Annotated in this window: 11 protein-coding genes; 4 read left to right on the forward strand and 7 right to left on the reverse strand. The window is 71.9% G+C overall.

What is annotated here, in order from left to right; all coding sequences use genetic code 11:
- Nucleotides 1–314: 314 nt before the first annotated feature.
- Nucleotides 315–1,991, reverse strand: a complete 1,677-nt coding sequence (locus ACFYW8_RS08570) for a hypothetical protein (RefSeq protein ID WP_389069258.1) — start codon at nt 1,989–1,991, stop codon at nt 315–317.
- Nucleotides 1,992–2,421: 430 nt separating this feature from the next.
- Complete coding sequence (locus ACFYW8_RS08575) at nt 2,422–2,871, reverse strand: DUF6299 family protein (RefSeq protein ID WP_389069260.1); 450 nt, start codon at nt 2,869–2,871, stop codon at nt 2,422–2,424.
- A gap of 252 nt (nt 2,872–3,123) precedes the next feature.
- On the opposite strand from ACFYW8_RS08575, the gene ACFYW8_RS08580 reads away from it, so the two are divergent.
- On the forward strand, nt 3,124–3,318 hold the full coding sequence (locus ACFYW8_RS08580) for a DUF5999 family protein (RefSeq protein ID WP_389069263.1): 195 nt from the start codon (nt 3,124–3,126) through the stop codon (nt 3,316–3,318).
- 21 nt (nt 3,319–3,339) lie between these two features.
- On the opposite strand, the gene ACFYW8_RS08585 is transcribed toward ACFYW8_RS08580, so the two are convergent.
- Together ACFYW8_RS08585 and ACFYW8_RS08590 are read right to left on the reverse strand one after the other, a co-directional pair.
- A complete protein-coding gene (locus ACFYW8_RS08585) occupies nt 3,340–3,738 on the reverse strand; it encodes a RidA family protein (RefSeq protein ID WP_365868879.1) in 399 nt (132 codons plus the stop codon).
- The gene (locus tag ACFYW8_RS08590; RefSeq protein ID WP_389069267.1) at nt 3,735–4,880 is read right to left on the reverse strand and encodes an acyl-CoA dehydrogenase family protein; all 1,146 of its coding nucleotides are present in this window, start codon (nt 4,878–4,880) and stop codon (nt 3,735–3,737) included. The genes ACFYW8_RS08585 and ACFYW8_RS08590 overlap by 4 nt, the downstream gene beginning before the upstream one ends.
- 126 nt (nt 4,881–5,006) lie before the next feature.
- Between ACFYW8_RS08590 and ACFYW8_RS08595 the strand changes: the two genes are divergently transcribed.
- Together ACFYW8_RS08595 and ACFYW8_RS08600 are read left to right on the forward strand one after the other, a co-directional pair.
- Nucleotides 5,007–6,704, forward strand: coding sequence for an AMP-binding protein (locus ACFYW8_RS08595; protein ID WP_389069270.1), 1,698 nt, complete (start codon nt 5,007–5,009; stop codon nt 6,702–6,704).
- 15 nt (nt 6,705–6,719) lie between these two features.
- The gene (locus tag ACFYW8_RS08600) at nt 6,720–7,562 is read left to right on the forward strand and encodes a PaaX family transcriptional regulator C-terminal domain-containing protein (protein WP_365868884.1); all 843 of its coding nucleotides are present in this window, start codon (nt 6,720–6,722) and stop codon (nt 7,560–7,562) included.
- Nucleotides 7,563–7,675: 113 nt separating this feature from the next.
- Here ACFYW8_RS08600 and ACFYW8_RS08605 read toward each other — a convergent pair whose 3' ends face one another.
- A complete protein-coding gene (locus tag ACFYW8_RS08605; protein ID WP_389069274.1) occupies nt 7,676–10,012 on the reverse strand; it encodes a bifunctional salicylyl-CoA 5-hydroxylase/oxidoreductase in 2,337 nt (778 codons plus the stop codon).
- A 7-nt stretch (nt 10,013–10,019) separates the two neighbouring features.
- Nucleotides 10,020–10,847 (reverse strand): enoyl-CoA hydratase family protein, encoded by an 828-nt coding sequence (locus ACFYW8_RS08610; protein ID WP_389069276.1) that lies wholly within the window; start codon nt 10,845–10,847, stop codon nt 10,020–10,022.
- Between the two features lie 510 nt (nt 10,848–11,357).
- Here ACFYW8_RS08610 and ACFYW8_RS08615 point away from each other — a divergent pair.
- Complete coding sequence (locus tag ACFYW8_RS08615; protein WP_365868890.1) at nt 11,358–11,813, forward strand: ATP-binding protein; 456 nt, start codon at nt 11,358–11,360, stop codon at nt 11,811–11,813.
- Here ACFYW8_RS08615 and ACFYW8_RS08620 read toward each other — a convergent pair.
- Nucleotides 11,770–13,233 carry an amino acid permease gene (locus ACFYW8_RS08620; protein WP_389069279.1) on the reverse strand — a complete coding sequence of 488 codons (1,464 nt, stop codon included), beginning with the start codon at nt 13,231–13,233 and terminating at the stop codon, nt 11,770–11,772. The genes ACFYW8_RS08615 and ACFYW8_RS08620 overlap by 44 nt on opposite strands.
- Nucleotides 13,234–13,315: the final 82 nt, after the last annotated feature.

Raw genomic sequence — 13,315 nt, forward strand, 5'->3', positions numbered from 1 at the left:
CGGAAAATGGCAGGTCAGGTCCTGTTCCTCGGCTCGCTGCCCAGTTTGCGGGTGCCCAGTACCGCACCGTTCTGCACGAGGGCCTGCGCGACGACCTTCCCCGGTATCTCAACCGGGACCTGCTTCTCCAACTGTGGCCGGTGCTGGACACCCTCACCGGTCGCACCGTCCGCGCCGTATCCGCGCGGAGGCCCGCCAGGAAGCCCGCGTCGGCAACCCCTACGTCTCCGGCCTCGGCGAGACCTTGGCGCTGAGCACTGCCGAACTCGTCGCCAACGGGGCGAGACGGAGGGGAGGGCGGCGCGGCCGTGTCGTCATCGCACGTCGACGTAGTCCGTGACCATGGGGCTCTTCAGATAGTGGGTCCCGGTGCTGCGATTCATGGCAACCGCCCAGGTACCGTCCTGGGTGGCCTTGAGGACGACGTTGGAGATCCGGCCCTTCGAGTCGGTGCCCAAGTCGCTGACGTAGCGGTAGGCGGAGGCCCCACGGGGCCGGAAGTACAGGGCGGGGCTCTCGTCGGTGAGCGGCTTCCACGTGGTGCCCGAGAGGTACTGCAGCGTGCCCGCGAGGTGGATGAGGCCGTTCTTGCGTACCGGTTCGGGGGAGACGTTGAACCCGGTGATCCGCGTGGCGTAGCGGCGGAGGTGGACGGGACGGGTGGTGCTGCCCGCCAGGTCGGGGTTGCCGTTGAAGCGGGCACGCCAGTAGGCGTCGCTCGGCGCGGTGAACGCGGCGCTGAACTCCTCTTCGAGATCGGCCTTGTTGTACCGGACCTTCACGGGGAGTGCGGATGCGGCCTTCCAGCCGGTCTTGCCGTCCTTCGAGTATTCGATGCTGACGACCGGGTTCGCGGGCCACTGGGCGCGCCGGTCGCTGTAGTACATCCATCCAGAGACGTGGAGCCGGGAGTCGTCGCCGAGCGTGGCCGCCATGTCGAGATGGGTCGTGTAGGCCACGTGGAGACTGAAGGGCTGAACGGCGGTCTCCTGGAACGGTGTATCGCCGAGGACGAGTTGTCCGGACGGAGCGGGACCGTCCGTGGGGACGCGCAGGGTGTAGAGCCCGTGGTCGTCCGTGGTGGTTCGGGCGACCACGAATGCCGGTGTGCCGGTGGGTCCCAGGCCGAAGAGGGTGAGCGATGTGTGCGGCAGTGGCTGCCAGCCGTCGGCCGTCTGGACCTCCGCGCGGCCGGTGACCGTACCGGTCGTTCCCTGGACCAGGCTGAGTGCGTGTGTGCTCGCCGTGAATCGGGTCGGGGCCTGCACGGCGGCCACGTGCTGCTCGGGCGTGTCCAGGGTGATCGCCCCGGGGTAGGCGCCGGAGGCACCCGGCCACGCCTTGAGGTCGGCCGAGTGCCAGGTGGGGACGAAGGAGACGGCGAAGCGCCCGTCGGCTCCGGTCTTCGCGTCGATCCTGCCGTACCGGGAGGTGATGGCCACCGGGACATTGCCGGCCGGGACAGGAGCGTCGGGATTCCGGGGATCCTCGGCAAGCACGGTCCCGTCGACGGTCACCTCCTGATGGAGGTAGTCCGGTCCGGCCGGAGCGACGGAGAAGTCCGGAACAGTGAGAATGGTCCGGTACTGAAGCGTCAGAGGTGACAGGGCGCCGGTGACCGTTGCGCCGGAGGAGTCCTCCAGGTCGACGGTGACGCGGTACTCGCCGAGTTCCGCCAGGTGTACCGGTGCCCGCCAGACTCCGGACCGGCCGTCCACGCCGGACTGCTGGGTGAAGTCCTCCGTGGATCCCGACTCGGCTTCGCCGTCCTGGCCACCGACGGGGCTGAAATGCGCCGTGATGTGAGTGATCGGGTTGTCGGAGTGCGCGGTCACGAAGACCATGCCCGGATAGGCGTACCAGGCGTCCGCGTTGTCCAGGACAGGTCCGCCACCTGGGGCGGCGTCAGCCCGGGCCACCGCGGAACCGGTGAGCGTCGAGGCGGCCAGCACCGTTGCGGTGGCGGCGGAGATCAGGGCAATGCGTCGCACGATGGTGTTCCCCCCACAGGATCACGTGGCCCCGAGCGCACGCGCCTCCCGGCAGGCGGCCCGACTTCAGCTGTTCACCCGATGCGCATCGCCACCGGGTGATCAAGGATCATAGCCGCCCGGTCCGACAGTCGGTTGTCCTCACCGACGTCCGGACACGGGTGCTGGACCTCATTCGCGGGCGAAAGGGAACTCGCTCGGACCCGCACGCCCAGATGCAGTAATCCGCGGAAGACACAGAACAGTTGACCACCCGGCCGGGAGCGGATGGGCCGTGTTCACCGACGACCGACGTAGGGCAGGAGCGATGCTCGGGGCCTGCCCAGGACCGTGCCTGCCCAGGACCGGGCCTACCCCGGCCGGTACCGGTCCCTGCCCGGCCCGAAGGGGCCCGCCGACCCGCACCGTCGGCGGCCCCCTTCGCACGTGCTCAGGTCCGGACGATGGTGATGTCCTGCTCCCGGACGGAGTGGACCGAGGGCAGGGGGAGGCCGGTGGCGCTGATGTCGAACACCGTGGCCTCGACATGCGCCGGTCCCGGGACGAGGGTTTTGGGCGCGCTCTTCTCCGAGTTGCTCCAGCGGTGCTCCGCGCCGTCACAGACCGCCGAGGAGCCGCCGACGGGGTGGCTGACCCAGGGATCGCCCTGGGACACCGTGGAGGACACGAACACGGGCCCGGCGGCGCCCGTGCAGCGGTAGGTGCCGGAGAAGGTGATGGTGCCGTCGGCGGCGACCGTGCCGGTGGGGTCGACGGTCACCTCGTCGGTCGGGGCGGTCCGGGCGGTGTCGTACGGGGCGGACACGGCGACGGCGGACGGGGCGAGGAGCAGGAGCAGCGCGGCACCGGCGGCCGTGCCGATGGCCTGGCGATATGACATGGAGTACCTCCTGGAGCGGGAGCCTGGAAGGAGCGCTCAACAGGTACCGGTCCCAGGACCCGACGGCCGTGATCATCACCCCTTTGGTGGCGAGTTGGCACCGTCCGTCTTGGGGACGTCCGAGAGTTGTCCTCGTGTTGTCACGCTTCACGACCGGCTGTTCCGGTGAGTTCGCCGCGAGCGCATGGTCTATTCATGCGAGGGCGACGACAACGCCGCCGACACTCTTCGCATCCCATGTGGAGGTGCACCATGTGTTCACACCAGTCTTCGTGCCCGTCCGTGGACACCGCCGCCCCGCACATCGTTTCGGCCCACCCCGAGCAGGGCTGGAACCTCCTGTGCAACGGCGCCATCGTCTTCGACGACAGCGGCGAGCTGCTCCCCGACGGCAGTGTGGTCGCTCCGCACCGGGTGTTCGCCGGCCTGCTGGCCGTCGCGGCCTGATCTCCGCTTCCACGGACCCCGCTACGCCAGTACGGCGAAGCCGTCGAGTTCGACCAGCGCCTGTTCGTCCCACAGGCGCGTGGCGCCGATGACGGCCATCGCGGGGTAGTCGCGGCCGGCCAACCGGCGCCAGACGCGGCCCAGTTCGGGAGCGTGGAGGCGGTAGTCGGCGACGTCCGTGGCGTAGACCGTGACCCGGGCGAGGTCGGCGGGAGCGCCGCCCGCGGCGCGCAGCGCGGTCAGCAGATTGACCAGCGCCCGCTCGAACTGCAGCGGGAGGGTCTCCCCCACCACCTTGCCGTCCACGTCGAGCGCGGTCTGTCCGGCCAGGAAGACGACACGCGAACCGGTGGCGACGACGGCGTGGGAGAACCCGGCGGCCGGGGAGAGCTCCGGCGGGTTGACGCGCTCGGCGGTCATACGGACTCCGTTCCCCGCGTCTGCTCTGCCGTTCGGTACAGCTCCTTGGCGATGACGGTCCGTTGGACCTCGCTGGCCCCCTCGTAGATGCGCGGCGCGCGCACCTCGCGGTAGAGGTGTTCGAGGAGATGGCCGCGGCGCAGGGCGCGGGCGCCGTGCAGCTGGACGGCCGCGTCGACGACGTACTGGGCCGTCTCGGTCGCGAGCAGCTTCGCCATCGCCGCCCGCCGGGGCACGTCCGCGGCCCCCTCGTCGTACGCCGCCGCGGCCGCGTACACCATCAGACGGGCCGCCTCGGTGCGCAGCGCCATCTCGGCGACCCGGTGGGCCACGGTCTGCAGGTCCTTCAGCGGGCCGCCGAACGCCTCGCGGCGCGCAGTGTGCGCGAGAGTCGCGTCCAGTGCGGCCTGCGCCATACCGACGGCGAAGGCGCCCACGCTCGGCCGGAAGAGGTTGAGGGTGTTCATCGCGACCCGGAACCCGTGGCCGGGTTCCCCGAGGACGTCGTCCGCCGTGACGGGTACGGCGTCGAAGGCGAGGGCGCCGATGGGGTGCGGGGAGAGCATGTCGAGCGGGGTTCCGGTGAGGCCGGGGCGGTCGGCGGGCACCAGGAAGGCGGTGACTCCGCGGGCGCCGGCGTCGGGCTCGGTCCGCGCGAAGACGGTGTAGAAGTCGGCCTCGGGGGCGTTGGAGATCCAGCACTTCTCGCCGGTGAGCCGCCAGCCGCCGGTGCCGTCCTCGTCCGCCCGCAGCGCCAGCGCGGCGGCGTCCGAGCCCGCGCCGGGCTCGGACAGCGCGAAGGCCGCCACGGCGGCGCCGTCCGCGACCCGGGGCAGCCAGTGCTCGCGCTGGGCCGCGGTGCCGTACGCGTGGACCGGGTGGGCGCCGAGCCCCTGGAGGGCCAGCGCCGTCTCGGCCTCGGTGCACACCTGGGCCAGGGACTCCCGCATCAGGCAGAGGTCGAGGGCGCCCGAGGTGAACAGGCGGGAGAGCAGGCCGAGTCGGCCGAGTTCGGCGACGAGCGGTCGGTCGACGTGACCGGGCTCGCCCTTGTCGGCCAGTGGGCGCAGGTGTTCCACGGCCAGCGCGCGCAGCTCGGCACACCAGGCGGTCTGCCCCGGATCAAGCGAGAATGCGGTCATTGCCCGTCCCCTCTCCCCGTCGGACGCCACCCACGTTATCGCGAACCGTTGACTGTCGTCACCAACACGATACGCTCCTTGTGCGAGCCCACCACGACGCCCACCAAGGCAAGGGGGCGAACCTCCATGGACCCTGTGGACCCGGTGGATCCCGTGGATCATGCGGATCCCGCGGACACCTCGGGGCCGGCGCACTCGGCCCACGTCGACACCTTCGCGCGCGACCATCTCCCGCCCCCCGGACAGTGGCCCGAACTCCGCTTCGACCTGCCGGGACTGCGCTACCCCGACCGGCTCAACTGCGCCGCCGAACTCCTCGCGGACACCGACCCCGGACGCCCGGTGTTCCGTACGCCGTCCGGCGATCCGTGGACGTACGGACAGCTGCGCGCCCGCGTCGACCGCATCGCCCATGTGCTGACCGGCGAGCTGGGCGTCGTCCCGGGCAACCGGGTGCTGCTGCGCGGCCCGACCACCCCGTGGCTGGCGGCCTGCTGGCTGGCGGTGCTGAAGGCGGGCGCGGTCGCCGTCACGGTGCTCGCACAGCAGCGGCCGCACGAACTGGGCACGATGTGCGGGATCGCCCGGGTGACGCACGCCCTGTGCGACATCCGCTCGGTCGACGACCTGGTCAGGGCGGACATCCCCGGACTGCGGATCACGACGTACGGCGGTGACGCGCCGGACGATCTGCTGCTGCGGATCACCGGCGCCCCGGACGGGCCCTTCGACGCGGTGGACACGGCCGCCGACGACGTGGCGCTGATCGCGTTCACCTCGGGCACCACCGGACGGCCCAAAGGCTGTATGCACTTCCACCGCGATGTGCTGGCGATAGCGGACACCTTCTCGAAGCATGTGTTGCAGCCCCATGAGGACGATGTCTTCGCGGGCAGTCCTCCCCTGGGATTCACCTTCGGCCTCGGCGGTCTCGTCGTCTTCCCCCTGCGGGCCGGCGCCTGCTCCCTGCTGCTCGAACAGGCGGGCCCCAAGCAGTTGCTGCCCGCGATCGCCGAGCACCGGGTCTCCGTACTGTTCACAGCGCCGACCGCCTACCGGGCGATGCTCGCGGAACTGTCGGAACCGGACGAGCACGACGTCGGGTCGCTGCGGCGCTGTGTGTCGGCCGGCGAGAACCTGCCCGCGGCGACCTGGCGGGACTGGCACGGGCACACCGGGCTCGGCATCATCAACGGCATCGGCGCCACCGAACTGCTGCACATCTTCATCTCCGCCGCCGACGGGGACATCCGCCCCGGCACGACGGGCCTGCCCGTGCCGGGGTGGCACGCGCGCGTGGTCGACGCCGACGGGACTCCGGTGCCGGACGGCGAACCCGGCCTGCTCGCCGTGCGCGGCCCGGTCGGCTGCCGGTATCTCGCCGATCCCCGGCAGCGGGAGTACGTGCGCGACGGCTGGAACATCACCGGCGACACCTACGTACGCGACTCCGACGGCTACTTCCGCTATGTGGCCCGCGCCGACGACATGATCATCTCGGCGGGGTACAACATCGCGGGCCCCGAGGTCGAGGACGCGCTGGCCCGGCACCCGGACGTGCTCGAGACGGCCGTCGTCGGGCGGGCCGACGAGGCGCGCGGGCAGATCGTGGTGGCCTACACGGTGCTCAAGGAGGGCGCGCGCCGGGACGCCGACGCGCTGCGAGCGTTCCTCAAGTCCGAGCTGGCGCCGTACAAATGCCCCCGCGAGATCGTCTTCCTGGACGCGCTGCCGCGCACCGCCACGGGCAAGCTCCAACGGTTCAGGCTACGGGAAGAGACCGAGGTCGAGGCCGGCTTGTCCACAGGCGGCGACCCCAAGTGATCTTCGCGCACTAGAGTGATCAACGTGTCAGAGCACCACGCCCCCCGGTCCCTCATCGTCACCTTCTACGGCGCCTACGGCCGGTTCGCTCCCGGCCCGGTGCCGGTGGCCGAGTTGATCCGGCTCCTCGCCGCGGTCGGCGTGGACGCGCCCTCGGTACGGTCGTCGGTGTCCCGGCTCAAGCGCCGCGGGCTGCTGGAGCCGGCGCGCACCGCGGCGGGCGCCGCCGGATACGCGCTCTCGCCGGACGCGCGGCAGTTGCTCGACGACGGCGACCGCCGGGTGTACGCGTCGGCGCCTCCCGAGGACGCTGGCTGGGTGCTCGCCGTCTTCTCCGTGCCCGAGTCGGAGCGGCAGAAACGGCACGTCCTGCGCTCTCGGCTCGCCGGTCTCGGCTTCGGCACGGCCGCCCCCGGGGTGTGGCTCGCCCCGGCACGGCTGTACGAGGAGACCCGGCACACCCTGGAGCGGCTGCGGCTCGATCCGTACGTGGAGCTGTTCCGCGGCGAGCATCTGGGGTACGCCGCGACGGCCGACGCGGTGGCGCGCTGGTGGGACCTGACCGCGATCGCCAAGGAGCACGAGGCGTTCCTCGGCCGGCACGCGCGCGTGCTGCACACCTGGGAGGGGCGCGCGGACACCCCGTCCGAAGAGGCGTACCGCGACTATCTGCTCGCCCTCGACTCCTGGCGCCATCTCCCGTACACCGACCCGGGACTGCCCGCCGCGCTGCTCCCCGAGGACTGGCCCGGCGCCCGCTCGGCCGCGGTGTTCCAGGCGCTGCACGAGCGACTGCGCGACGCCGGCGCGGAGTTCGCCGGGGTGCCCCCGTGGTCCGGGCACCCCGACGCCGGGTGATCTCCGCCGCGCGACATCCCGCGCGGCGGCGTGATCACCCTCGGGCCGGGTACCCCCGCGCTCATGCGGGACGTCCGAGCCGCCGCGGCCACCTCTCCTGACTCCGGTCGTCCTCAAGTCCCAAGAGTGAGACGGGGCTTGGGGGCGTCCGTGCGGCCGGCCCGCGGGGGGCGGCTGCCCGCCCGGTAGGGCATCGGCCAACCGGCGCCCGGCCCCTCGTAGCCCTGCTCGGCGGCCGCGTGCAGGGTCCAGTTGGGGTCGTACAGGTGTGGCCTGGCCAGTGCGCACAGGTCGGTACGGCCCGCCAGGATCAGGGAGTTGACGTCGTCCCAGGAGGAGATCGCGCCGACGGCGATCACGGGGAGCCCGGTCTCGTGCCGGATCCGGTCGGCGTACGGCGTCTGGTAGGAGCGGCCGTACTCGGGGCGCTCGTCCGCCACGACCTGGCCGGTGGACACGTCGACGGCGTCGGCGCCGTGCGCGGCGAAGGCCCGTGCGATCACCACCGCGTCGTCCCCGGTGGTGCCGCCCTCCGCCCAGTCGGTGGCGGAGACCCGCACGGTCATGGGCCGTTCCGGCGGCCACACCGCCCGTACCGCGTCGAACACTTCGAGCGGGAAACGCAGCCGCTTCTCCAGCGATCCGCCGTACGCGTCGGTGCGCAGGTTGGTCAGCGGCGAGAGGAAACCGGAGAGCAAGTAGCCGTGGGCGCAGTGCAGTTCGAGCAGGTCGAAGCCGGCTCGGGCGGCACGGCAGGCGGCCGAGGCGAACTGCTCGCGCAGATCGGTGAGCTGGGCGCGCGACAGCTCGCGCGGTGTCTGACCGCCCGGCCTGTACGGGAGGGGGGAGGCGGCCACGAGGGGCCAGTTGCCGTCCGGCAGGGGTTCGTCGATGCCCTCCCACATCAGCCGTGTCGAGCCCTTGCGGCCGGCGTGGCCGAGCTGGAGGCCGATCGCGGCGCCCGGTGCCTGCCGGTGCGTGAAGTCGACGATCCGCCGCCAGGACTCGGCCTGCCGGGCGGTGTAGATGCCCGCGCAGCCGGGCGTGATGCGGCCCTCCGCGCTGACGCACACCATCTCGGTCATCACCAGTCCGGCGCCGCCGAGTGCCCGCGCGCCCAGGTGGACGAGATGGAAGTCGCCGGGGACGCCGTCCACGGCCGAATACATGTCCATCGGCGAGACGACGACACGGTTGCGCAGGGTCAGACCGCGCAGCCGGAACGGGGTGAACATGGGCGGGGTGCCGGGCGGGCAGCGGAACTCCCGCTCGACCGCGGCCACGAAGTGCGGATCGCGCAGCCGCAGGTTGTCGTGGGTGACCCGGCGGCTGCGGGTGAGCAGGTTGAACGCGAACTGCCGGGTGGGCTGGCCGAGATAGCGGCCGATGTCCTCGAACCAGTCCAGGCTGGCGCGGGCGGCCCGCTGGGTGGAGGCGACGACGGGGCGCCGCTCCTCCTCGTACGCCGCCAACGCCGCCTGGAGCGAGGGCTGTTCCTCCAGACAGGCGGCCAGCGCGAGCGCGTCCTCGACGGCGAGCTTGGTGCCGGAGCCGATGGAGAAGTGGGCGGTGTGGGCGGCGTCGCCGAGCAGCACCAGATTGCCGTGCGACCAGCGGTCGTTGACGATCGTCCGGAAGGTCGCCCAGGCCGACTTGTTGGCGCGCAGCGGGCGTCCGCCGAGCGCGTCCGCGAAGATCTTGCCGCACCGCTCGACCGATTCCGCCTCGTCGAGGTCCGCGAACCCCGAGGCCCGCCAGACCTCTTCGCGCATCTCGACAATGACGGTGGAGGCGTCGGACGAGTACGGGTAGCCGTGCAACTGCATCACGCCGTGTTCGGTCTCGGCGATCTCGAAGCGGAAGGCGTCGAAGGCGAAGTCCGCGGCGAGCCAGATGTAGCGGCAGCGGTGTTCCTCGACGGACGGCCGGAACACCTGTGCGTACGCCGTGCGCGTGAGGCTGTGCACTCCGTCGGCGGCGACGACGAGGTCGTAGGCCGCCATCAGTTCGTCGACGGGCGGGGCCTCGGCCGTGAAGCGCAGGTCGACGCCCAGCGAGCGGCAGCGTTCGTGCAGGATCTCCAGGAGCCGGCGCCGCCCGAGTGCGGCGAAGCCGTGGCCGCCGGAGGTGTGGCGCACCCCGCGGTGCACGATGTCGATGTCGTCCCAGCGGACGAACTCGGCCTGGAGCGCCGCGTACACGACCGGGTCGGCGTGCTCGATGCCGCCGAGGGTCTCGTCGGACAGGACGACACCGAAGCCGAAGGTGTCGTCGGGCGCGTTGCGTTCCCAGACGGTGATCTCGCGGGCCGGGTCGAGGCGTTTGAGGAGGGCCGCGGCGTAGAGTCCACCGGGTCCCCCGCCGATCACCGCGACGCGCACGGCGCCGCCGGCCGCGCGGCCGGCCCCGGCACGGTCCTCGCGGTTCTCCCCGCGCGCGTCCGTACGCATCCCGGGTTCACCTCCCCCGCCATTTCGGGGCCCGCTTCTCCGTGAAGGCCGCGTGGAACTCCGCGTAGTCCTCGCCGTTCATCAGCAGGGCCTGGGTCGCGGCGTCCAGTTCGACGGAGGCGGCGAGCGGCATGTCCAGTTCGGCGGTGAGCAGCGCCTTGGTCTGCGCGTACGCCAGTGCTGGACCGTCGGCGAGGCGGCGGGCCAGTGCCTGGGCGCCCTCGTCGGCGTGGCCCTCGTCGGTGAGTTCGCTGATCAGGCCGATGCGCTCGGCCTCGGGCGCCCGCACCGGTTCACCGAGCATCAGCAGCCGGGTCGCGTGGCCGAGCCCGACCACCCGGGGCAGCAGATAGGCCGCGCCCATGTCGCCGCCGGACAGCCCGACGCGGGTGAAGAGGAAGGCGAAGCGGGCGCTCGGGTCGGCCACCCGGAAGTCGGCGGCCAGCGCCAGCACGGCTCCGGCACCCGCCGCCACCCCATGCACCGCCGCGATCACCGGGAACGGGCATTCCCGTACGGCCCGGACGACCTGCCCGGTCATCCGGTTGAAGTCGAGGAGTTGGGCGGTGTCCATGGACAGGGTCGCGCCGATGATCTCGTCGACATCCCCGCCGGAGCAGAATCCGCGGCCCTCGCCGGCGAGCACCAGGGCGCGGACGGACCGCTCACGGGACAGCTCGGCGAGCAGGTCGCGCAGGTCGGCGTAGGCGCCGAAGGTGAGCGCGTTGAGCTTCTCGGGGCGGGCCAGGGTGACCTTGGCGACGCCGTCGGTGAGCTCGTAGCGCAGATGCTCCCAGTCGGGAGTGCGGCCGGCGGAGCCGGTGAAGGGACTCATGACGGGCGGCCTCCTCGGGCGGGGGCGACGCGATGCGACTGTTCAACCAAGTTATCACTCATCCGTGACTGTCGTCATGAGTGCGCGATAGGGCGATCGCGGCGTCCCGGACGGACGGACGATCGCGCCGCCCGCGAGACCGTTCGGCGTGGCGCAGCGTGCTGTGACATGACGCGCCGCCATGACTGCGAGTCGTGAAGTGACGGTCGCGCCGCGTGAGAGGGCGGCCACAGGCCATGAAGGGACGGCCACAGGGCGTGAGGGTGCGGCCGCGAGGTGGCCCAGGTCCGTCACGGCGTCACGGATCATCGATAGCCGTGTAACGGCGGGAGCGGATGCGGGAGAGGGACCGATCGTCCGGGTAGACAGCCCCGTATCGGACCGAACGTCCCGAAAGGAGACCGCGGCACCCCGGGGACGCACCGGTCGATGTCCCGAGAAAGCCCACCGGGCGCGTTCGCCCGGTGGAGCCGTACCATTCCTTAGGTTGTAAGCAGGACAGCCTGCTCCATGAACGGACCCGCCTTGCACGACACCCCAGCACCCGCCTCCTGGCGCATCGCGCTGCCGCACACCGTCGCGGCCGTGCCCGTCGCCCGCGCCCTGGTCCGCACGGCACTCGCCGAGCGGGAGCACGCGGCCGACAGCGACACCGCCGAACTGCTCACCGCGGAGCTGGTCGCCAACGCCGTCGAGCACACCGCGGGCGACGGTCCGATAGAGCTGGTCGTCGAGCTGATGCCGACCGGCTGCCGGGTCGAGGTGCACGACCCCGACCCGGTGCCGCCGCTCGACCTCACGCTCCCGCACCCGCCCGGAGAGCCGGACCCCTGGCAGGAGCACGGGCGCGGTCTGCTGCTGCTCCGCGCCCTCAGCTCGGCCTGCGGACACCGCCTCACCGACTCCGGCAAGGCGGTCTGGTTCAGACTGCCTGTGGTTCCCGCTCAGCGGCGTCCGGTGCTGTAGCCGTCTCGGCTCCGGCGCGGGCGCCGGTCCGGGCCAGCCGGGAATTGCGGCGCCCGTAGAGGACGTACACCAGGGATCCGGCCGCGAGGAAGGCGGCGAACTGGATCCAGGTCGTCCAGCCGGTCTCGTACATCAGGTAGAGGCAGAAGCCGACACCTAGCAGCGGCACCACGGGGTAGAGCGGCACCCGGAAGGTGCGGGAGAGGCCCGGCTCGCGGCGGCGCAGCGCGATCACCGCGACGTTGACGGCGGCCATCACGGCGAGTGTGCCGATGGTGCACAGGTTGACCACGGAGTCCAGGGACGCGAAGGCCGCCGGGAGCGCGAAGACGAGCGCGACGATCAGGGTGCCGGCGACCGGCGTCGAGGTCCTCGGCGACACCTTCTCGAACACGCGCGGGACCAGGCCGTCGCGGGACATCGACAGCAGGATGCGGGTCTGGCCGTACATCACGGCGAGCACGACCGAGGCGATGGCGACGACCGCGCCGAAGGCGATCACCGCGCCGCCGACGGTGGAGCCGGTGACCTCGTCGACCACGTAGGACAGCGCGGCCCGGCGGCCGCCGACCTTGTCGCCGCCGATGGCGCCGATCGCGGCCAGGGCGACGGCGCAGTACAGGACCGTGACCAGGCCGATGCAGACCAGGATGGCGACGGGGATGTCGCGGCGGGGGTTCTTGGCCTCCTCGCCGGCCGTGGTGATCGCGTCGAAGCCTATGTAGGAGAAGAACGCGGCCGTGGTGCCGGCGCCGATGCCGCCGAGTCCGGCCGGGGAGAACGGCGTGAGGTTGCCGTCCTTGAAGGCGCTGAAGCCGATCGCGCAGAACAGCACGAGGACGACGAGCTTGAGCACGGCCATCGCGGCGGTCGCGCGGGCGCTCTCGCGCACGCCGCGCACCAGCAGGACCGAGGCCAGCGCGATCACGACGACGGCGGGAAGGTTGACGATTCCGCCGTCGGAGGGGCCGGCGGAGAGCGCGGCGGGCAGCCGCGTACCGGTGAGGCTCGCGAGCAGTTCGTTGACGTACTGGCTCCAGCCGACGGCCACGGCCGACACGGAGACGCCGTACTCCAGGAGGAGACACCAGCCGACCAGGAAGGCCGTGCCCTCGCCGAGTCCGGCGTAGGCGAAGGAGTACGAGGATCCCGAGACGGGGATCGCGCCGCCGAGCTCCGCGAACGCGAACGCCGTGAAGACGCAGGTGATCGCGGCGAGGACGAAGGAGACGACCACGGCGGGTCCGGCCTGGGCGACCGAGTCGGAGAGTCCGACGAAGATTCCGGTGCCGACGATGGCGCCGACGCCGAAGCAGATGAGCTGGAAGAGCCCCATCGTGCGCTTGAGCCCGTTGCCTTCGAGGTCGGCACCGGATTCGGCGATCAGTTGAGCGGGGGTCTTGACGCGTGGAGCGGGCATGCGGGGTGGTGCTCGTTTCTGGTGGTGCGGGTGCGACCGCAGGGGTGCCCCCCGCTCGAACGAGGCCGAGAGTTCGGGGGAG

It is taken from the genome of Streptomyces sp. NPDC002742 (assembly GCF_042888885.1).
GTDB lineage: Bacteria > Actinomycetota > Actinomycetes > Streptomycetales > Streptomycetaceae > Streptomyces.